Consider the following 21,160-nt stretch of genomic DNA (forward strand, 5'->3'; position numbering starts at 1 on the left):
GTCAGATCCCCAACTGCTGACGCTGGCGCTTCAAGTGCTCCGGCATCTCTTTGTAGACGTCTTCGAACATGGTCGCGGCGCTTGGAATCTGCCCCCCGGCGAGGGTGCCGTACTGTTCGGCTTCCTTCTGCGCAGCGATCACCTCGGCTTCGAGTTCGGCGCTGACCGCCGCATGTTCCTCTTCGGACCACTGCCCGATCTTGACCATGTGCTGCTTGAGACGGGCAATCGGATCGCCCAGCGGGAAGTGGCTCCAGTCGTCGGCGGGGCGGTACTTGGAGGGATCGTCCGAGGTGGAGTGCGGGCCGGCGCGGTAAGTGACCCATTCGATCAGGGCCGGGCCGAGGTTGCGGCGGGCGCGTTCGGCGGCCCAGCGCGAGGCGGCGTAGACCGCCATGAAATCGTTGCCATCGACACGCAGGGAGGCGATGCCGCAACCGACACCGCGTCCGGCGAACGTCGTGGCTTCACCGCCGGCAATGGCCTGGAAGGTGGAAATCGCCCATTGGTTGTTGACCACGTTGAGGATCACCGGCGCCCGGTAGACGTGGGCGAAGGTGAGGGCGGTGTGGAAGTCCGATTCGGCGGTGGCGCCGTCACCGATCCAGGCCGAGGCGATCTTGGTGTCGCCCTTGATCGCCGAGGCCATGCCCCAGCCCACGCCCTGGATGAATTGCGTGGCGAGGTTGCCGGAAATGGTAAAGAAACCGGCGTCCTTGACCGAGTACATGATCGGCAACTGCCGGCCCTTGAGCGGATCGCGCTCATTGGACAGCAGTTGGCAGATCATGCCCACCAGCGGCACGTCGCGGGCCATCAGGATGCTTTGCTGGCGGTAGGTGGGAAAGCACATGTCATCGATGTTCAGCGCCAGGGCCTGGCCGCTGCCGATGGCTTCCTCGCCAAGGCTTTGCATGTAGAACGACATTTTTTTCTGGCGCTGGGCGACCACCATGCGGTTGTCGTAGATACGCGTCTTGAGCATGGCGCGCATGCCTTTGCGCAGGATCTCGACGGGAATGTCCGCCGCCCAGTCGCCCAAGGCATTGCCCTGGTCATCGAGCACGCGGATCAGGCTGCGGGCCAGGTCGGCGGTGTCGGCGGGTTCGACGTCGATGGGAGGTTTGCGCACCGTGCCGGCATCGGACAGATGCAGGTAGGAAAAGTCGGTCTTGCAGCCGGGACGGCCCGAGGGTTCGGGGACGTGCAGGCGTAGCGGTTCATACGCTGGGTTCATGGCTTTCTACGCTCGATCTTGTGAATTTCTTGTAGTGGGCGCGCTAGCTGACGAATGTCCCCGGGTAGGGGAAATTGTCCTACAACAATCATAGGCTCGGCGAAGAAGAATATTTTTCTCTGTTGGCTTGCTGTTCAGATCATTTGCAGATAAAAAATCTGCACAACGATAAAAAACAGGATTATTTGTCTCATGCGTAAATTGGATCGCACCGACATCGGCATTCTGAACAGCCTTCAGGAAAACGCCCGCATCACCAACGCCGATCTTGCCCGTTCGGTCAATCTGTCGCCGACGCCGTGCTTCAACCGCGTCCGGGCGATGGAGGAGCTGGGGGTGATCCGCGAGCAGGTCACGCTGCTGGATGCCGACCTGCTGGGGTTGCACGTCAACGTGTTCATCCATGTGAGCCTGGAGAAGCAGGTGGAGGAAGCGTTGCAGCACTTCGAGGAGGCGATTTCCGACCGGCCGGAGGTGATGGAGTGCTACCTGATGGCCGGCGATCCGGACTACCTGATCCGCGTGCTGGTGCCGACCATCCAGTCGCTGGAGCGGTTCATGATGGACTTCCTGACCAAGGTCCCGGGGGTGGCGAACATCCGTTCGAGCTTTGCCCTCAAGCAGGTGCGCTACAAGACCGCGCTGCCGTTGCCGGCCAATGGGCTGACCTTGGGGACCTGAGGCTCCATTGTTGCCTGACCCACTGCCATCGCGAGCAAGCTCGCTCCTACATGGGATTTGCAGTGTTGCCGGGTTCTGCGACCCCCCGCCAATCCCTGTGGGAGCGAGCTTGCTCGCGATGAGGCCATTACATTCAGTACAAGCTTCTAAAGCTGATTGATCGGAATCTTCAGATAGGTCACGCCATTGTCCTCGGCCGGCGGCAGGTGGCCGGCCCGCACGTTGACCTGGATCGCCGGCAACAGCAGCGTCGGCATGCCCAGTGTCTTGTCGCGCTGGGTCCGCATGGCCACGAACGAGGCTTCATCGATGCCATCGCGGACATGAATGTTGTGCTGGCGCTGCTCACCCACGGTACTCACGCAGTGGGATTCGCGTTCCTCCGGTGGATAGTCGTGGCACACGTACAGCCGCACTCCGGCGGGGAAGGCCAGCAGCTTGCGGATCGAGGCGTAGAGCTGATGGGCATTGCCGCCGGGGAAGTCGCAACGGGCGGTGCCTACGTCGGGCATGAACAGCGTGTCGCCCACCAGGATCACGTCGCCGTCGATCAGGTAGGCCATGTCCGCCGGGGTGTGGCCGGGCACGTGCAGGGCGGTGGCCTTGAGGTTGCCGATCAGGAAGGACTCGTCGGGCGCGAACAGACGGTCGAACTGCGAACCGTCGACGGCGAAGTGCGGCTCTAGGTTGAACAGGGTCTTGAACACGTTCTGCACCTGGCCGATGGACTCGCCGATGGCGATCTTGCCGCCCAGCTCCCGCCGCAGATAAGGCGCGGCGGACAAGTGATCGGCATGGGCGTGGGTCTCCAGCAGCCATTGCACCGTCAGTTGATGTTCCCGCACAAACGCGATCACCCGATCCGCCTGCGCGGTGCCGCTGCGGCCCGAGGCCGGATCGTAGTCGAGCACCGGATCGACCACCGCGCAGTGCCCGCCATCGTGTTCATACACAACATGGGTATAGGTCTTGGAGGCGGGGTCGAGAAAACTTTGAATCTGCGCGGGCATGACAGCGAACCTGTACGGGAAGAACTCATGAAAGGGGCTGCTACGCAGCCCAGCGGGAGCAAGCTCCCTCGCCACATACCAATCTAAAATAGCTTGTTGCAACGCTTGGGACTTACAACATATGGTCCGCAGCTTAGTGAGGGACAAGGCGTCCTGCAAATGCGATCGCACCTGCCAACAGGTGTGCGCGGCTTGAGAGAACCTGAATGTTACTGGCAAGTTTTTTTGGTGTGGTCATGGGCCTGGTCCTTGGCCTGACGGGGGCGGGTGGCGGCATCCTGGCGGTGCCGGCGTTGGTGTTGGGCCTGGGCTGGAGCATGACCCAGGCCGCGCCAGTGGCGTTGTTCGCGGTGGGCAGCGCGGCGGCGGTGGGGGCCATCGACGGGCTGCGCCATGGCCTGGTGCGCTACCGTGCGGCCCTGCTGATCGCACTGCTGGGCGCGGTGTTTTCGCCGCTGGGCATCTACCTCGCCCACCAGCTCTCGGAAAAAATCCTGATGATGCTGTTCAGCCTGCTGATGGTGCTGGTGGCGGCGCGCATGTTGCGTCGCGAAACGCCGCAAGTCGGCCCCAGCGATCATGGCGCCGCCAGTTGGGGCCAGAAAAACTGCATGCTCGACCGCCAGACCGGCCGCCTGGCCTGGACGCCTCGTTGCACCGCCACGCTGTCGGCATTGGGCGCAGTGACGGGCATGGTCTCGGGGCTGCTGGGCGTGGGGGGCGGCTTCCTGATCGTGCCGGCGTTCAAGCAACTGACCGACGTGCAGATGCGCGGGATCGTCGCGACGTCCTTGATGGTCATCAGCCTGATTTCGTTGATTGGCGTGGTGGGCGCGTTCCATGCCGGGGTGAGCATCGACCGGGTAGGGATGGCGTTCATTGCGGCGAGCATTGTCGGGATGGTGCTCGGCCGGCAAGTGTCGGCCAAGGTTCCGGCCCGGGCGCTGCAGGTGGGGTTCGCCGGGGTGTGCCTGGGGGTGGCAGTGTTCATGTGGGTGCGGGCGTAGCGGTCATGAACCGGGACTGCCCATGGCCAGAGGGGTTACAGCAACCGGCACTGCATCGAAAACCCCAGCGCCACCGATTGCCCTTGCTCCAGCAAACGCAACCCCGGTCGTCCCGGCAAGTGGTGGGCGTTGACCGGGTGGCTGACCGGTTCGATGCAAAAGAAATCCAGGCCCACGGGGCAGTACAGCAGGAAGTAATCGCAGCCGCTGGCCTGGCACTCCAGCTCATAGCCCAGGTCCGGCTGCTGGATCAGGCAATGCCCGTCCCAGCCACCGAAGCCATTGTCCACGAGGGTGTCCGGCAGTAAACGGGCCTCCTGGAAATTCCAGTGTTCGGGAAGGTCGATCCGTTCCGTCGGCAGTTTCGTGGCGTCGCACAGCCAGGCTTCGCTCGCCCGGGTTTGCAGGCGCGTGCCGGCGGTGCGCGGGAAGTACGGGTGAAGGCCGAGCCCATGCCACGCCGGCTGTTTCGCCGTGTGGGTGACGAGCATCGCGATCTGCAACTGGCCGCCGCGCAAGCGGACACGCAAACTGGCGCAATAGCCGAACGGGTGCTGGGTGTCGAGTTGCAGCAGCGCTTCCTGGGCATTCTGTTCGGTCACTTGCCACGGTTGCTGCCAGGCGCTGCCATGGATGGGGAACGGGTCGTTGGGGCTGTTGGCGTCCAGGGCCAGCCAGCCATCAGGGCAATCGAAACCGCCGTTGGCGATCCGGTTCGACCAGGGGATCAACGGGAAGCCACCGAGCTTGCCGGGCAGGCCGTTTTCCAGGGCTTGGGGGGCCGGCGGGCGTAGCAATGGCGCGCCGCTGCTGCGCAAGGTCCAGTCCACCAGGCTGGCGCCCAGGTGCGGGGCCAGGGTGAGGCGGGTCAGTTCGTCTTCGAGATGGAGAAGGGGTGGGGTCATGGTGGTTGTCTGCTGGATTGAAAAGCAGTGAGGAAATGCAGATTTTGTGTGGACGCTGTTGTGGCGAGGGAGCTTGCTCCCGCTGGGTGGCGAAGCCGCCCCAAAATTTGTGCTGAAACAAATAACTTGGGCCTGCTTCGCAGTCCAGCGGGAGCAAGCTCCCTCGCCACAAGGGGGCTTGCTTGCTGATGGAATGGTTACAACACCAGGTGCGGCAACCACAGCGACAGGGCTGGCACGTAGGTCACGAGCATCAGCACCAGGAACAGCACGGCGTAGAACGGCAGCAGCGCCTTGACGGTGGCTTCGATGCTGACCTTGCCGATGGCGGAGCCGACGAACAGCACCGCCCCCACGGGCGGCGTTATCAGCCCGATGCCCAGGTTCACCAGCATGATCATGCCGAACTGCACCGGGTCTACGCCGATGCCGACGATAACCGGCATCAGGATGGGCGTCAGGATCAGGATCAGCGGCGCCATGTCCATCACGGTGCCCAACAGCAGCAACATCACGTTGATGCACATCAGGATCACGTAGCGGTTGTCCGACAGGGTCAGGAACATCGTGGTGATCTTCGCCGGGATCTGCATCAGCGTCATGATGTAGCCGAAGCTGGCGGCGAAGCCGATCAGGATCATCACGATGGAGATGGTGCGCACGGTGCGGTGCATCAGCTTCGGCAGTTCACGCCACTTGTAGTCGCGGTAGATGAACATGGTCACGAAGAACGACCACAGCACCGCGATGGCCGCCGATTCGGTGGCGGTGAAGATGCCCGACAGGATGCCGCCAAGGATGATCACCATCGCCATCAGGCCCCACAGGGCTTCGCCGACGATTTTCAACGCCTGGCGCATCGGGATCACTTCGCCCTTGGGGTAGTTGCGCTTTTTCGCGAAGATCAGGCACAACACCATCAGGCACGCGCTCATCAGCAAGCCCGGCACGATGCCCGCCATGAACAGCGAGGCAATCGAGACCGTGCCGCCGGCGGCCAGGGAGTAGAGCACCGAGTTATGGCTTGGCGGGGTGAGCAGAGCTTGCACCGAACCGCTGACGGTCACGGCGGTGGAAAAGTCCCGTGGATAGCCCTTGCGTTCCATTTCCGGAATCAGCACCGAGCCCACCGACGCGGTGTCGGCCACCGACGAACCGGAGATCGCACCGAAGAAGGTCGAGGCCACGATGTTGACCAGTGACAGGCCACCGCGCACAAAACCCACCAGCACCCCGGCACACGCCACCAAGCGGCGGGACATGCCGCCCTCGGCCATGATCGCACCGGCCAGCACGAAGAACGGAATGGCCAGCAGGGAGAACTTGTTCACCCCGCCCGCCACCTGGATCATCACGGCCTGGAACGGGATGTCGATCCACCACGCACCGATCAGGGCGGCAGCGCCCAAGGCGTAGGCGACCGGCATGCCGATCAGGATCAACACGATAAAACTGCCCAGCAGAATCAGAGCGTCCATTAAGCGGCACCTTCACTTTCTTCAACCAGGTCGAACTGCACGACCCGCCGTTTGCTCTGGTCACCGAGCAAGAGTTTTTCCAGGACGAAAACCAGCGTCAGCAAGCCGCCCAGGGGAATCGGCAAATAGGTCACGCCAACTCGCAGGCCGGGCAGGGAAGCCATGAACTGGTTCCAGGTGGACATGCACAGCTTGAAGCCCCAGATCGTCATGAAGATGCAGATCAGGGCCATGAGCAATTGGGAAAGAATCGACGCCGCGGATTTCAGGTGCGGTGGCATGCGGTCGGTGACCATGGCCACGGCCATGTGCGCACCGGCGCGGTAACTGGCGGCGGCACCAATGAAGGTGAACACCATCATCAGCAGGATCGCCGTGGGCTCGGGCCAGCTCGAGCCGGAACCCAGCACGTAGCGGGCGAACACGCCCCAGGGAATCATCAGGGAAATCGCCAGGACGGAAAGGCCGGCAACCCAGATGCACGTCATGTAGATCTTATCGTTGATACGCAGCAGCAAATTCTTCATCGGGTTCCACCGTAACCGGGCACGCCTTGGGCATCAGGCGTGCCGGGCCTTTTCATGAGTACAGAACGGGAGGCGTTACTGAACGGCTTCGATACGCTTGATCAGGTCGGCATAGGGCGCGCCGTACTTGGCCCGTACCGGTGCGGTGGCGTCGTAGAAGGGTTTTTTGTCGACCGTGATGAACTCGACACCCGCCGCCTTGAGTTTCTCTTCGCTGGCGGCGGACTTCTGGTCCCACAGCGCGCGTTCTTCGGCCTGGGCAGCCTTGGCGGCTTTCCTGACCATCCCCTGCTGATCCGGGGTCAGTTTTTCCCAAGTGATTTTCGACATCACGATCGGCTCTGGCAGGATCAGGTGTCCGGTGAGGCTGTAGTACTTGGCGTTTTGGTAGTGGTTGTGTTCGAGCAGGGTCGGGGGGTTGTTTTCCGCGCCGTCGATAACGCCGGTCTGCAGGGCGCTGAAGATTTCACCGGTGTCCATCGCGATACCGTTGGCGCCCATGGCGTTCATCATCTCGATGAACATCGGGTTGCCTTGCACACGGATTTTCATGCCCTTGAGGTCTTCGAGCTTGCGCACCGGCTTCTTGGTGTAGATGTTGCGCGTGCCGCCGTCCATCCAGGCCAGGGCCACCAGGCCGAACTCGGAATTGGTGATCCGGTCGAGGATCGCATCGCCCACATCACCGTCGATGACGGCGCGCATGTGGGCCTGGTCGCGGAAGATGAACGGCATGTTGAACACGTTCACATCCGGCACCACTGGACCGACGATGCCCAGGCTGACCCGGGACATCTGTATCGCGCCGACTTGCATCTGCTCGATGACTTCCTTCTCGGAACCCAATACACCGCCTGGGAAGTATTTGAAGGTCAGCTCGCCGTTGGTCTCTTTAGTCAGGGTATTGCCCATGCTTTCTTCGGCCATCACGGTGGGGTAGCCCTTGGGATGGATGTCGGCGATCTTGAGTTCAAGGGCATGGGCCGCCTGGGCCAGGAAGGCCAGGGGCAGGGCTGCGATCAAAAGCGTGCGTTTGAAATTCATGGTCCATCTCCAGTGTTGTTGTTTTTATGGCTCATCCAATGAAGCGGCACAGCAGGTCAGTTCGCGGAGTGCTTCAACCCTCCAAAAGCGGGTTCGGCCAGGCCCTTGACGCCGGGGTTGAGGGCGAACACGCCACCGGCCAGGGACTGTGGGTCGTTGTCGTCGCCGGGGCGGATCGAGGTGACGAAGAGGGTGTCCAGGCGGCTGCCGCCAAAGGCGCACATGGTGGGTTTTTTTACCGGCACTTCCAGTGAACGATCGAGACGTCCATCCGGGGTGAACCGGTGAATCAGCCCGGCGTCGTTGGCGCAGATCCAGTAGCAACCGTCGGCGTCGACTGCCGCGCCGTCCGGGCGACCGGCCAGGGGCAGCATGTCGACGAACAGCCGCCGGTTGGATGGGGTACCGCTGTCGATGTCGTAATCGAACGCCCAGATCTGCTGGACCAACGGATGCGAATCGGAGAGGTACATCGTCCGCCCGTCCGGGCTGAATCCCAGGCCGTTGGGCACGATGAAACCGCTCAGTTGCGCCTCGACCGGGCTGCGTTGCCCGGCTTCATAGCGATACATCCGGCCTTCGTCGACGTTGGCGGCCATGTTCAGCACCATGCTGCCGGCCCAGAAGCGACCCTGGCGGTCGCAACGGCCATCGTTGAGGCGCATGTCGACGCGGCTGTGCTCGACGCTCGCACAGCGTTCGCTGTCCAGGCTGCCGTCGTCATGGGGGTGCAGGCGGAAGAAACCGCTTTCCATGCCCGCGACCCAGCCGCCGTCCTGGTGACGGGCAATGCAGGCAAGCATTTCGGGGGCTTCCCAGCCCTGGATCTTTCCACTGCTGGCATTCCAGCGTTGCAGGCCACCGCTGGGGATGTTCACCCAATACAGCGCGTTTTCCTCGGGAACCCACACCGGGCTCTCCCCGACGGCGTTGCGTGCATCGACAATCAATTCGGCTTGCATGGTGATTCCTTTATCCGTTCGTATCCCATGGAAACAGGCCAATCAGTCGTCGAACGGGCCGGCTGCTACGAAGGCTCCGCCCTGGTAGATCCTGGCCGGGTCATCGGCGGCCGGCATTGGCTGGGCTTCGATCTTGTCGCGGAAAATCTCGGAAGTGTCCTTGGGTCGGTAACCCAGGTGCGCGGCGTGGCTGTTGTCCCACCAGACGTCGCGGTTGGCGGACACGCCGTAGACCACGGTGTGGCCGACCTTTGGCGTGTAGAGCGAGCATTCGATCAGTTGGGTGAGGTCGTCGAAGCTCAGCCAGGTGCTCATCATCCGGCGGTTCTGTGGCTCGGCGAACGAGGAGCCGATGCGGATGCTCACGGTCTCGATGCCGTAGCGATCGAAGTAGAAACTGGCGACGTCTTCGCCGTAGGACTTGGACAGGCCGTAGTAGCCATCCGGACGGCGAGGGGAGAGGGCGTCGAGGGCCTCGTCCTGCTTGTAGAAGCCGATGACGTGGTTGGAGCTGGCGAAGATCACACGCTTGACGCCGTGCTTGCGCGCCGCTTCGTAAATGTGGAAAACGCCGCTGATATTGGCGCCCAGGATTTCTTCGAACGGGCGCTCCACCGAAACACCCCCGAAATGCAGGATGGCGTCGACGCCTTCCACCAATCGGTGCACGGCCTGTTTATCGGACAGGTCACACGGCACCACTTCTTCGCTTTCATCGATGGCCGGGGCCATGTTGGCGATGTCCGACAGCCGGATGTGACGGGCGAAAGGCTTGAGGCGCTCGCGCAGGACTTTGCCCAGGCCGCCGGCGGCACCGGTCAGCAGCAGGCGATTGAGGGGTTGGCGAATCGGTGTCGTCGTCATGGCATTACCTGAGCAAACAGTGAGTGATATCCGTTGTATAGGCCATATGACCGCGGGCAAAGGGTGACCTTTCCTTGTGGGAGCGAGCCTGCTCGCGAAGGCGCCAGCCCAGCCGCCCCCTCACCAGCAGACCCACCCAACCGCCTTACAACAAACTGATCGGATAGCTGATGAAAATACGGTTCTCATCGAACTCGTTGGTGCTGAAATCCCGGCGCATTGTCGAGTTACGCCACTTCACGTTGAGGCTCTTCAACGCGCCGCTCTGCACGGTGTAGGCCAGCTCACTTTCCCGACCCCACTCCTTGCCATCGTCGACCGTAGCGGTGTGCACGTTGTCACCGCTGATGTAGCGGTTCATCAGGGTCAGGCCCGGCACGCCGACGGCGGCGAAGTTGAAGTCGTGGCGCAGTTGCCAGGATTTTTCCTTGGCGTTGTCGTAGCTGGAGTTGTAGCTGTCGTTGGCCAAGGTGCCGCCGCTGGTGCCGTTGACGCGCATCCAGGCGTCATCGCCACCGACTTTCTGCAGGCCGACGTAGAAGGTGTTGCCGCCGTACTTGGCCGAGAGCATGGCGAACGCGGTTTTGTTGTCCAGGTCGCCGGCCAGGGCGCTGCCGTCTTCCTTGCCGATGAAGTAGCCGAGGTTGGCGCCCAGGGTCCAGTCGCCGATGGGCTGGCTGTGGGTCAGGTTGAAATATTGCTGCTGGTAGATGTCGGACAGTTCCGCGTACCAGACACCGACCTGGGTGCGTTTTTCATTGAAGGCGTATTCACCGCCACCGAAATTGAAACGGTCGGAGGTGAACGCACCGCGGCCGTTCATGGACATGTCTTCCATGCTCGCGTCATTGCGCGGGCTGTTGCCACGGAACTGGCCGCCGTAGAGGCTCAGGCCGTTGATTTCGGTGGAGGTCACCTGGCCGCCACGGAAGGTTTGCGGCAGGGAGCGGCCGTCGTCGGAACGCAGGATCGGCAGCACCGGCATCCATTCACCGACCTTCAATTCAGTCTTCGACACCTTGGCCTTCAGCGCCACGCCCAAACGGCCGAAGTCATCAGCCGGACGACCGTCGTCATGCACCGGCAACAATTGCGTGCCCGCCGTGCCACGGCCGCCATCGAGCTTCACCGAATACAGGCCCAGCACATCCACACCGAAACCAACCACACCCTGGGTGAAGCCGGACTTGGCGTCGAGGATGAAGTTCTGGGTCCATTCCTCGGCCTTGCCCTGGGCGTTGTTCGGGTTGGTGAAGTTGCGGTTGAAGTAGGCGTTGCGCAGGTTCAGCGTGGCCTTGGCGTCATCGACGAAGCCTTCGGCGCTGGCGGCCGTTGGTAGAAAGGCGGCAAGGCCGCTGCAACCAAGCAGGATCAGGGCGGGGCTGGTGTTGAGAAGGGTATGGCGGTTTGGACGTTGGTCGGGCGAAAAACGGACACATGTGCTCACTTTGACGCTCCCTACTTTTTTGTTGTTCTTATTTTTGTCATACGTCGTCGTACAACATTAGAGGGATTATTTGGAAGCGACTGCTAATTGTCAACTGGCCATTATCGGAATTATCCAACTCGGCTGTGCTTCAAGATGAGGCGTTTCAATGGCTGTCGCTGGACGAGGTCAAGATCCCAGGCGTAGCGCCGGGCAGATCTGTGGTTTGAGGATAGTGGGGAGGGTGCTTGGTTGTGCGATGACTGGTCTAAGACATTAGTCGAATGTGGGCGATCGGAAGACTTGAGCGGGCTCTTGTGGCGAGGGAGCTTGCTCCCGCTGGACTGCGAAGCAGGCCCAAGTGCTTTGCTTCAACACAATTTTTGGGGGCGGCTTCGCCACCCAGCGGGAGCAAGCTCCCTCGCCACAGGTGTGTTGTTAAGCCAGGCTCCCAGTCCATCAGGGGAACCGTGTTTATTCAGATGTAGGATCGTTCTGGATCGGGCTACGTCGTCTTGCGCCATTGCCTACACCTGCGCCAGAATCCGCCGGCTTGTGCGCCTGGGGGCCAGGGCTCTATCGTTTTCGGGTCGCTGATTGAATCAGTGATCGGGTTTGGTAGCCCGGGTTGTCGGTGCATAGCGTCATCTCTTGCGAGTGCAATCATGCACTTCGCTTTTTGGTGGCCATGCGCAGGGCCTCTTCGGAGGCGCCGGCTCCGATGCCCGGTCTACCAACCTTCGTATGGCCGCCACCCTAATTCGTTTGGTAGCGAGAGGGTGTTGGCTCCCTTCTACAGCATCGGAGCTTCAACTATGTTCAAAGTAACCCCCAACCCACCCGATACAGATCCATCCAACGCCAAGGCATTCGACAAAGCCGCCGACCGCATCCTCGACGCCTACCTCAAGCCCAAACCCGGCAAACCCGAGGCCGATCCCGGCCAACTGTTCACCGTCGCCCATGGCGTCGACACCGAAACCCTGCTCGCCAACCTCAGCGAAAACCTGGCCTCGGCCAATGCCATGGTCAATGACCTGGCCTTCGACCTGGAAGGTCCCAGGCGTCACATCGCCCTGGGCATCCAACAATTGATTGAACTGAGCGGATTGCTGGCGAACCGTGCGCTGGATAACGTCGAAGCACGCTAGCCGACTCACCAACCCCCCCCTGTGGCGAGGGAGCTTGCTCCCGCTGGGCTGCGCAGCAGCCCCAAAATGAACTGACGCGGTTCTTCCAGGAACACCGCTCCAGCCGGTTTTACGACTGCTGCGCAGCCGAGCGGGAGCAAGCTCCCTCGCCACAGGGGCACTGTGTACATCCGCCTGAGCATGCACGGTCAAATAGGGAGCGAGCCCCCAGTGTTTTCAAAAGTGGGCGAATGCTAGTCTTGAGCAACGCTGTTGCCAGGGAGCCCTCATGGGCAATCACAAGATCGAGATTCGTCGCAGTAACGTCGAGAAAATCCTGTTGGCCGCCGAGAAGGTCTTTGCTGAGAAAGGCTTCGGCAGCACCGCCATGGCCGACATCGCCGCCGAAGTGCAATTGCCGCGTTCCAACCTGCATTACTACTTCAGTACCAAGAGCGAGCTATACAGCGCCGTGCTGTTCGATCTGCTGGAGGTGTGGAAGCAGGATGCCTTGTGCTTCGAAATGTTCGACGACCCGCGGGTGGTGCTCAGCAGCTACATCCGCGCCAAGATGAACCACTCCCGCAGCCGTCCCTACGGCTCCAAGGTCTGGGCCAACGAAATCATCCACGGTGCCCCGACCCTGGGCCAGGCGCTGGACGCCAGCCTCTATGACTGGGCCAAGATGAAGGAAGCGAAAATCCGCCAGTGGGTGGAGGACAAGCGCATCCTCCCGGTGGAGCCCTCGAGCCTGCTCTACATGATCTGGGCCTCGACCCAGCACTACGCCGACTTCGACCACCAGATCAATATTCTCAACGACCACCAGCCGCTGTCCGACATGCAATTCGAACGGGCGGTGCAGACGGTGACCGGTGTGATTTTGCGGGGGATCGGGTTGGAGCCTTGAGAATTTTTGGTGAGGCTGATGGCCCCTTCGCGGGCAAGCCCGCTCCCACATTGGGTCTGTAGTGAACACACTATCTGTGAACGACAGCGATCCATTTGTGGGAGCGAGCCTGCTCGCGATGGCGCCAGCCCTGACACCTCAAATTTCAAACCGCGACATGATAGGGATTGCGCGGATCATGGTTCCAATCCAGAAACGGCTTGCCGGTGTCCACCGTCACCATCTCGATGCAGTCCTGCACCGGGCAGGTGATCTGGCACAGGTTGCAACCCACGCACTCTTCATCGATCACTTCATATTTACGCGTACCGTCCGCCTGCTTGAGGCTGGCGATGGCCTGGTGTGAGGTGTCTTCGCAGGCGATGTGGCAGCGCCCGCAACCGATGCAGGCCTCCTGGTCGATCTTGGCGATGACCTGGTAGTTGATGTCCAGGTACTTCCAGTCAGTGGTGTTGCCCACTGCGCGACCGGAGAATGCTTGCAGATTGGCGTGACCTTGACTGTCCATCCAGCGTGACAGGCCGTCCTTCATCTCCTCCACAATGCGGAAACCATGCAGCATCGCCGCCGTGCAGACCTGCACCGCGCCGCTGCCCAGGGCGATGAATTCCGCCGCGTCGCGCCAACTGCCGATGCCGCCGATGCCGCAGATCGGCAAGCCTTGGGTCTGCGGGTCGCGGGCGATTTCGGCGACCATGTTCAAGGCGATGGGCTTGACCGCCGAACCACAGTAACCGCCATGGGTGCTCTGGCTGCCGACGCTGGGCAGGGCGACCATGCGCTCCAGGTCGACGCTGGTGATGGAGTTGATGGTGTTGATCAACGACACCGCGTCCGCACCGCCGCGATGGGCCGCCCGGGCGGCGACGCGGATGTCGGTGATGTTCGGCGTGAGCTTGACGATCACCGGCAGCGAGCAATAGGTCTTGCACCAGCGGGTCACTTGCTCGACGTATTCCGGCACCTGGCCGACCGCCGCGCCCATGCCCCGTTCCGGCATGCCGTGGGGGCAGCCGAAGTTCAGTTCGATGCCGTCGGCACCGGTGGCTTCCACCAGGGGCAGGATGCGTTTCCAGGATTCTTCGACGCAGGGCACCATCAGCGACACGATCAACGCCCGGTCCGGCCAGTCCTTTTTCACCTGGGTGATTTCCCGCAGGTTGATCTCCAGGGAACGGTCGGTGATCAGCTCGATGTTGTTGATGCCCAAGACCTCGCGATTGGCGCCGTAGTGGGCCGAATAACGCGAGGACACATTCACGGCCGCTGGATCCTCACCGAGGGTTTTCCAGACCACGCCACCCCAGCCGGCCTCGAAGGCGCGGACCACGTTGTAGGCCTTGTCGGTGGGTGGCGCGGAGGCCAGCCAGAACGGGTTGGGCGCTTTGATGCCGGCGAAGACAATCGACAGATCGGCCATTTACGCAGCCTCCACGTTAAGCATCAGTTGAGCGTTGATCGCCTCGGCGGCGAGCTTGCCGTGCTGCACGGCCTGCACGGTGAGGTCCTGGTCCAGGCTGGTGCAATCGCCGCCGGCGTAGACGCCGGGAACGCTGGTGCGCAGGTGTTCGTCCACCAGAATTCGCCCGTCCTGGCGCTTGAGTTCCCGGGCCAGTGGGTCCACCAGTGCGTTGTCATCGAAGGCTTGGCCGATGGCTTTGAAAACGGCGTCGGCGGCCAGGTCGAAGGTCTCGGCACCGATGACCAGTCGACCGTTTTCCAGGTGGGTACGGGAAAAGCGCATGCCGCGCACATGCCCGGCGTCGTCGAGCAACACCTGTTGCGGTTGGGCCCAGGTCAGCAGACGCACCTGATTGGCCTTGGCGATGTCTTGCTCATGCAAGGTGGCACCCATGTCTTCAAGGCCGCGACGGTAGACCAGGCTGACGTCCCGAGCGCCGAGGCGAGCCATCTGCACGGCCATATCGATGGCGGTGTTGCCGGCACCGAGCACGATGCAGCGGTCGGCCAGCGGCAACTGGCTGAGGTCGTCGGCCTGGCGCAGTTCGCGGATGTACTCGGTGGCGGCCAGCAGTCCCGGCGCCTGTTCGTCGCTCAGGCCCAGTTGTTTGCTGGCGGCCAGGCCGAGGCCGAGGAACACTGCGTCGAACTGCTGGTGCAGGTCGCTCAGGCTCAGGTTCTCGCCGAGTTTCTGGCCGTGACGGATTTCGATGCCGCCGATGCCCAGCAGGAAATCCAGCTCGCGCTGGGCGTAATCGTCCACCAGTTTGTACTTGGCGATCCCGTATTCGTTGAGGCCGCCGGCCTTGTCCCGGGCTTCGAAAATCACCACGTCATGGCCGTGCATCGCGCTGCGATGGGCGCAGAACAACCCTGCCGGGCCGGCCCCGACCACCGCGATGCGCTTGCCAGTGGCGGCGGCACGCTTGAACGGGTGTTCGCTGAAATGGGCGTTGTCTACGGCGTAGCGTTGCAGCTGGCCGATCAACACCGGCGCGCATTCATGGGCGTTGTTGCGCACGCAGGCTTGCTGGCACAGCACCTCCGTGGGGCAGACCCGGGCGCAACTGCCGCCGAGGATGTTGGCCGAAAGAATTTTCTGGGCCGCGCCTTGGACGTTGTCCTGGTGGATGTTGCGAATGAAAGAAGGAATGTCGATTTCGCTCGGGCAGGCGTTCACGCAGGGTGCGTCGTAGCAGTACAGGCAGCGAGACGCTTCCAGGTGGGCCTGGCGCGCGTTGAGCGGCGGCGCCAGGTCGCTGAAGCGGGCGGCGAGGGTGGCCGGGTCTTCCTGGGAATGGGGGAGGTGACTCAAGGGCTGGATCATGGAGTGGGCCTCACGGTGTTTGAGGTGCTGCCTCTGGTGGGCAGTGGTTTTTTCGGTGTCTGGACTGGCGCCTTCGCGGGCAAGCCCGCTCCCACAAGGGATTTGCGGCACACCACATATCTGCGTCTATCCCAGATCCAATGTGGGAGCGGGCTTGCTCGCGAAGGCCGAAGGCCTGGATTTCAGCGTTTCACGGCGGTTGGCTTATTCAACTCCGCCCGCTTGCTCAGCAAATCGAACACCGCCGGGTACGCCGGCCGTTCGATGTAGCGCCCGGCGCCGCGCTCGGCCCGCAGGTCGCCGTCGGCCCACACCAGCCGACCCTGGCTGATGGTGTGGCTGGGCACGCCGCGCACGGTCTTGCCTTCGAAGATGTTGAAGTCCACTTGCTGGTGGTGGGTCTTGGCTGAGATCGTGCGGCTGCCCTGGGGATCCCAGAGCACCAGGTCCGCATCGGCGCCGACGCGGATCGCCCCCTTGCGTGGGTAGAGGTTGAAGATTTTCGCGGTGTTGGTGGAGGTGAGGGCGACGAAGTCGTGCATCGACAATTTGCCGCTGTTGACCCCCTCGTCCCAGAGCACCGCCATGCGGTCTTCGATTCCGGCGGTGCCGTTGGGGATCTTGCTGAAGTCGTCACGCCCGGCGGCCTTCTGTTCGGCGCAGAAGCAGCAGTGATCGGTGGCGGTGGTGTGCAGGTTGCCGGACTGCAAGCCGTGCCAGAGTGCTTCTTGATGCCCGCGTGGGCGGAAGGGCGGGCTCATCACGTAGCCGGCGGCGGTCTGCCAGTCGGGATCGCGATAAACACTGTCGTCCAGCAGCAGATGCCCGGCCAGTACTTCACCGTAGACCGGTTGGCCCTTGCTGCGGGCGTAGGTGATTTCGTCCAGGGCTTCCTTGGTGGACACGTGCACCAGGTACAGCGGCGTGCCCAGGGTTTCGGCGATGCGGATGGCGCGGCTCGCGGCTTCGCCTTCCACTTGGGAAGGGCGTGACAACGGATGGGCTTCGGGGCCGGTGATGCCTTGGGCCAGCAGCTTGCGTTGCAGGTGGTAGACCAGTTCGCCGTTCTCGGCGTGCACGGTGGGCACCGCGCCCAATTCCAGGCAGCGCTCGAAGCTCGCCACCAAGGTGTCGTCGGCGGCCATGATTGCATTCTTGTAGGCCATGAAATGCTTGAAGCTGTTCACCCCGTGATGGCTGACCAGTTCGGCCATTTCTTCGCGCACCTGTTCGCTCCACCAGGTGATCGCCACGTGGAAACCGTAGTCACTGGCGCTTTTCTCGGCCCAGCCCCGCCATTGATGAAAGGCTTCCATCAGCGACTGTTGGGGGTTGGGAATCACGAAGTCGATGATCGAGGTGGTGCCGCCGGCGAGACCCGCCGCCGTGCCGCTGAAGAAGTCTTCACTGGCGACCGTGCCCATGAACGGCAATTGCATATGCGTATGGGGATCGATGCCGCCGGGCATCAGGTATTGACCGCTGCCATCGAGCACTTCGACAGCGGCGGGAACATCCAGGTTGTCACCGATGGCCTTGATCACGCCGTCGGCGCAAAACACATCGGCGCGATAACTTTCATCATGGGTAATAACGGTGGCGCCACGGATCAACAGAGACATTCCGAGTTCCTCGCAGGCATGACCGACTGTTGCCGGTTCTTTATGTTTTATCGATCACGGTAGATAAAGTCGTGCCGGTTTATATTCTTGTCACAACTGTCAGGATTAGACGCTAGCTGGAGTTTATGAAATGAGCAAGATTATTTTTTATAAGCTTATGCGTTGATTAAATTATTGAAATTTAAGGATTAAATTATAAATTCACCAAAATGGTGAGCCTGCTCACCATTTTGACGCACTTGACAGGATCGTTATTTGAGCGAGATTTGTCATGGTAAATCAGCGGCTTGAAAGCGTTGCAAGTGCGGCCTAGACACTTCCCGTCGATCCGGGGTGCACCACTTTGAATCCCTCACTCGACAGGGCGCGAAGGTCATCTAGCCTCTAGGGCGGTAGGCAGGAAGTGAAACAAGGCAATAACGTGGCTTTAAAACGTTAAACATCAAAAGGTTGAAAGGGTTATATCGATCATCCGGTCAGCTCGGCGCATTATCCGGCACGGTTATTGAGTGCCGTCGTGGGTCTGGCGGGGTGGTCGGTAGCACGCGTGCAAGTACTCCGGCCATCGCCCGTCGATGAGCAAAAATAATGAAAACAGTGGAGCGGACATGACCAGATCAACAGTGACCGAGCGCGATGGATTGTTCGAGCTTGAGGCCGGCAGCGACGTCCTCGACAGCCCCCGTTATAACCACGACATCGCGCCGACCAAGGTGCACGAGCGAACCTGGAACAAATGGCACATCACCGCACTGTGGGTGGGCATGGCGATCTGCGTGCCGACCTACACCCTCGGCGGCGTGCTCACCGCCTATTTCGGCCTGACGGTGGGCGAGGCGCTGCTGGCGATTCTGTTTGCCAACATCATCGTGCTGATCCCCCTGACCCTGAACGCCTTCGCCGGGACCAAGTACGGCATTCCGTTTCCGGTTCTCTTGCGCTCGTCCTTTGGGGTCATCGGTTCCAACGTACCGTGCCTGATCCGCGCCCTGGTGGCGTGCGGCTGGTTCGGCATCCAGACGATGTTCGGCGGGCTGGCGATCCACCTGTTTCTCGGCTCGGTGTTCGACGGCTGGAAGAGCCTGGGCGGCACCGGCGAAGTGATCGGCTTCATGGTGTTCTGGGTCATCAACCTGTGGGTGGTGTTGCGCGGCGCCGAGTCGATCAAGTGGCTGGAAACCTTGTCTGCGCCCCTGCTGGTGCTGGTGGGCGTCGGACTGTTGGTGTGGGCATTGCCCAACGTTTCATTGACTGAACTGATGGCGGTCCCGGCCAAGCGGCCCGAAGGCGCCGGGGTGACCGGCTATTTCCTCGCCGGGCTGACGGCCATGGTCGGTTTCTGGGCCACCCTGTCGTTGAACATTCCGGACTTCAGCCGGTATGCCAAGAGCCAGAAAGACCAAGTCGTGGGGCAGATCATCGGCCTGCCGTTGACCATGTTCCTGTTCGCCTCCCTCGGCGTGGTCATGACCGCCGCCTCGGAAAAACTGGTGGGGATGACCGTCTCCGACCCGGTGACCTTGATCGGGCACATCCATAGCCCGGTGTGGGTGGCGCTGGCCATGGTGCTGATCATCGTCGCCACGCTGTCGACCAACACCGCCGCCAACATCGTTTCCCCCACCAACGACTTCCAGAACCTGGCGCCGAAACTGATCGGCCGCACCAAGGCCGTGATGCTCACCGGGCTGGTGGGGCTGGCGCTGATGGCCCACGAACTGTTGAAGAAACTCGGCCTGATCGTCTCCGAGGTCAGCCTCGAGTCGGTCTATTCCAATTGGTTGCTGGGTTATTCCAGCCTGCTGGGGCCGATTGCCGGGATCATGGTGGTGGATTATTTCCTGATCAAGAAACAGCAACTGGACCTGGCCGGGTTGTACCGCGACGACATTTACCCGGCGTGGAACTGGAACGGCTTCATCGCCTTTGGCGTGCCGGTGGTGCTGACACTGTTGGCCCTGGGCAGCGATGCGTTCAGCTGGTTCTACAGCTACGGCTGGTTCACCGGCTCGGCGCTGGGCGGGGTGATTTATTACGGGCTGTGCAGTATGCGAACGAGCCCGTCCGTCGCTAAAACCGCGGTGTGAGGGAGGGCCTCATCGCGAGCAGGCTCGCTCCCACATTGGATTTGGGTGGATGCAAAGTCTGTGTGCACAGCAGATCCCCTGTGGGAGCGAGCTCGCTCGCGATAGCGGCCTCAAGTACACCGAAAACATGCCTGAAAAAATGGAGATCCCCATGAACGCAGCCATCGACGTCCTGCAATCCACCCATCCGCACATCAACCGCGACCGCCTGTGGCAATCGATCATGGACCTGGCCCAGCTCGGTGCCACGGTCAAGGGCGGTGTGTGCCGGCTGGCCCTGACCGACCTCGACCGCCAGGCCCGCGACCTGTTCGTGCAATGGACCCAGGCGGCGGGCTGCACCGTCAGCATCGATGGGGTGGGCAATATCTTCGCCCGGCGCCCGGGGCGCAATCCGAACCTGCCACCGGTCATGACCGGCAGCCACATCGACACCCAACCCACCGGCGGCAAGTTCGACGGCTGTTTCGGCGTACTGTCCGGCCTGGAGGTGATGCGCACCCTCAATGACCTGGACATCGAAACCGAAGCGCCGTTGGAGGTGGTGGTCTGGACCAACGAAGAAGGCTCGCGCTTCGCCCCGTGCATGATGGGCTCCGGGGTGTTCGCCGAGAAATTCACCCTCGAAGAAACCCTCGCCAAGACCGACGCCGAGGGCATCAGCGTGGGCCAGGCGCTCAACGCCATCGGCTATGCCGGCCCGCGTCCGGTCAGCGGGCATCCGGTGGGGGCGTATTTCGAGGCGCACATCGAACAGGGGCCGATCCTCGAGGACGAGGGCAAGACCATCGGCGTGGTGATGGGCGCCCTGGGGCAGAAGTGGTTCGACCTGACTTTGCGGGGCGTCGAGGCTCATGCCGGCCCGACCCCGATGCACCTGCGCAAGGACGCCCTGGTGGGCGCGTCGGTCATCGTCGGCGCCGTCAACCGCGCCGCCCTCGGTCATCAGCCCCATGCCTGCGGCACGGTCGGTTGCCTGCAGGCCTATCCGGGCTCGCGCAACGTCATCCCCGGCGAGGTGCGCATGACCCTGGATTTCCGTCATCTGGAACCGGCGCGCCTGGATTCGATGATCGCCGAGGTCAAGCAAGTGATCGAAGACACCTGCCGGCAGCACGGCCTGACCTTCGATTTGAAACCCACCGCCGACTTCCCACCGCTGTATTTCGACCAGGGCTGCGTCGACGCCGTGCGCGGGGCCGCCCAAGGGCTGGGCCTGTCCCACCTGGACATCGTCAGCGGTGCCGGCCATGACGCGATCTTCCTCGCCGAACTGGGCCCGGCCGGGATGATCTTCGTGCCTTGCGAAGGCGGCATCAGCCACAACGAAATCGAAAACGCCGCCCCGGATGACCTCGCCGCCGGCTGCGCGGTGTTGCTGCGGGCGATGCTGGCGGCCTCCCAGGCGATTGCCGAGGGGCGCATGGCGGCGTGAAGGGTGGAAGATCGCAACCTCGTTGCACGCGACAGCTCCTACACGGC

The 21,160-nt window shown here is 62.0% G+C and carries 18 protein-coding genes; 6 read left to right on the top strand and 12 right to left on the bottom strand.

Annotated elements, in window-relative coordinates; genetic code table 11:
- Position 1: 1 nt before the first annotated feature.
- Positions 2-1,237 (bottom strand): 3-methyl-2-oxobutanoate dehydrogenase (2-methylpropanoyl-transferring) subunit alpha, encoded by a 1,236-nt coding sequence (locus BLO80_RS12985; RefSeq protein ID WP_092328015.1) that lies wholly within the window; start codon positions 1,235-1,237, stop codon positions 2-4.
- A gap of 192 nt (positions 1,238-1,429) precedes the next feature.
- On the opposite strand from BLO80_RS12985, the gene bkdR reads away from it, so the two are divergent.
- Positions 1,430-1,918, top strand: coding sequence for a Bkd operon transcriptional regulator BkdR (gene bkdR / locus BLO80_RS12990; RefSeq protein ID WP_003202929.1), 489 nt, complete (start codon positions 1,430-1,432; stop codon positions 1,916-1,918).
- A 146-nt stretch (positions 1,919-2,064) separates the two neighbouring features.
- Here bkdR and BLO80_RS12995 read toward each other — a convergent pair whose 3' ends face one another.
- Complete coding sequence (locus BLO80_RS12995; protein WP_092328013.1) at positions 2,065-2,928, bottom strand: MBL fold metallo-hydrolase; 864 nt, start codon at positions 2,926-2,928, stop codon at positions 2,065-2,067.
- Between the two features lie 206 nt (positions 2,929-3,134).
- On the opposite strand from BLO80_RS12995, the gene BLO80_RS13000 reads away from it, so the two are divergent.
- A complete protein-coding gene (locus tag BLO80_RS13000; protein ID WP_092328012.1) occupies positions 3,135-3,935 on the top strand; it encodes a sulfite exporter TauE/SafE family protein in 801 nt (266 codons plus the stop codon).
- A gap of 35 nt (positions 3,936-3,970) precedes the next feature.
- Here the strand turns inward: BLO80_RS13000 and BLO80_RS13005 are convergent, their stop codons facing one another.
- The 7 genes from BLO80_RS13005 to BLO80_RS13035 all read right to left on the bottom strand — a co-directional run bounded on the left by BLO80_RS13005 (position 3,971) and on the right by BLO80_RS13035 (position 11,162).
- The gene (locus BLO80_RS13005) at positions 3,971-4,840 is read right to left on the bottom strand and encodes an aldose 1-epimerase (RefSeq protein ID WP_092328010.1); all 870 of its coding nucleotides are present in this window, start codon (positions 4,838-4,840) and stop codon (positions 3,971-3,973) included.
- Between the two features lie 197 nt (positions 4,841-5,037).
- Positions 5,038-6,318, bottom strand: coding sequence for a TRAP transporter large permease (locus tag BLO80_RS13010; protein ID WP_072411600.1), 1,281 nt, complete (start codon positions 6,316-6,318; stop codon positions 5,038-5,040).
- Positions 6,318-6,845, bottom strand: a complete 528-nt coding sequence (locus tag BLO80_RS13015) for a TRAP transporter small permease (protein WP_092328009.1) — start codon at positions 6,843-6,845, stop codon at positions 6,318-6,320. The genes BLO80_RS13010 and BLO80_RS13015 overlap by 1 nt, the downstream gene beginning before the upstream one ends.
- Positions 6,846-6,920: 75 nt before the next feature.
- Complete coding sequence (locus tag BLO80_RS13020) at positions 6,921-7,889, bottom strand: TRAP transporter substrate-binding protein (RefSeq protein WP_092328007.1); 969 nt, start codon at positions 7,887-7,889, stop codon at positions 6,921-6,923.
- Positions 7,890-7,945: 56 nt separating this feature from the next.
- A complete protein-coding gene (locus BLO80_RS13025) occupies positions 7,946-8,851 on the bottom strand; it encodes an SMP-30/gluconolactonase/LRE family protein (protein WP_092328006.1) in 906 nt (301 codons plus the stop codon).
- A gap of 42 nt (positions 8,852-8,893) precedes the next feature.
- Positions 8,894-9,715 carry an NAD-dependent epimerase/dehydratase family protein gene (locus BLO80_RS13030; RefSeq protein WP_092328004.1) on the bottom strand — a complete coding sequence of 274 codons (822 nt, stop codon included), beginning with the start codon at positions 9,713-9,715 and terminating at the stop codon, positions 8,894-8,896.
- A 145-nt stretch (positions 9,716-9,860) separates the two neighbouring features.
- The gene (locus BLO80_RS13035; protein WP_092340915.1) at positions 9,861-11,162 is read right to left on the bottom strand and encodes an OprD family porin; all 1,302 of its coding nucleotides are present in this window, start codon (positions 11,160-11,162) and stop codon (positions 9,861-9,863) included.
- A 794-nt stretch (positions 11,163-11,956) separates the two neighbouring features.
- On the opposite strand from BLO80_RS13035, the gene BLO80_RS13040 reads away from it, so the two are divergent.
- Positions 11,957-12,292 carry a DUF6124 family protein gene (locus BLO80_RS13040; RefSeq protein ID WP_092328001.1) on the top strand — a complete coding sequence of 112 codons (336 nt, stop codon included), beginning with the start codon at positions 11,957-11,959 and terminating at the stop codon, positions 12,290-12,292.
- Between the two features lie 268 nt (positions 12,293-12,560).
- Entirely contained in the window at positions 12,561-13,181 is a 621-nt protein-coding gene (locus tag BLO80_RS13045; protein WP_060741719.1) for a TetR/AcrR family transcriptional regulator, read from the top strand.
- 145 nt (positions 13,182-13,326) lie between these two features.
- Here BLO80_RS13045 and preA read toward each other — a convergent pair whose 3' ends face one another.
- The 3 genes from preA to hydA all read right to left on the bottom strand — a co-directional run bounded on the left by preA (position 13,327) and on the right by hydA (position 17,591).
- The gene (gene preA, locus BLO80_RS13050; RefSeq protein ID WP_092328000.1) at positions 13,327-14,601 is read right to left on the bottom strand and encodes an NAD-dependent dihydropyrimidine dehydrogenase subunit PreA; all 1,275 of its coding nucleotides are present in this window, start codon (positions 14,599-14,601) and stop codon (positions 13,327-13,329) included.
- Positions 14,602-15,969: an NAD(P)-dependent oxidoreductase gene (locus BLO80_RS13055; RefSeq protein WP_092327998.1), complete on the bottom strand. Its 1,368-nt coding sequence runs from the start codon at positions 15,967-15,969 to the stop codon at positions 14,602-14,604.
- A gap of 182 nt (positions 15,970-16,151) precedes the next feature.
- Positions 16,152-17,591, bottom strand: a complete 1,440-nt coding sequence (gene hydA / locus BLO80_RS13060; RefSeq protein ID WP_092327996.1) for a dihydropyrimidinase — start codon at positions 17,589-17,591, stop codon at positions 16,152-16,154.
- Between the two features lie 608 nt (positions 17,592-18,199).
- Here hydA and BLO80_RS13065 point away from each other — a divergent pair.
- Both BLO80_RS13065 and BLO80_RS13070 read left to right on the top strand, forming a co-directional pair.
- The gene (locus BLO80_RS13065; RefSeq protein WP_092327995.1) at positions 18,200-19,678 is read left to right on the top strand and encodes an NCS1 family nucleobase:cation symporter-1; all 1,479 of its coding nucleotides are present in this window, start codon (positions 18,200-18,202) and stop codon (positions 19,676-19,678) included.
- A 151-nt stretch (positions 19,679-19,829) separates the two neighbouring features.
- Complete coding sequence (locus tag BLO80_RS13070) at positions 19,830-21,113, top strand: Zn-dependent hydrolase (RefSeq protein ID WP_092327993.1); 1,284 nt, start codon at positions 19,830-19,832, stop codon at positions 21,111-21,113.
- Positions 21,114-21,160: the final 47 nt, after the last annotated feature.

Origin of the sequence: Pseudomonas sp. NFACC56-3, assembly GCF_900100025.1 — a bacterium.
In the GTDB taxonomy this organism is placed as follows: domain Bacteria; phylum Pseudomonadota; class Gammaproteobacteria; order Pseudomonadales; family Pseudomonadaceae; genus Aquipseudomonas; species Aquipseudomonas fluorescens_AA.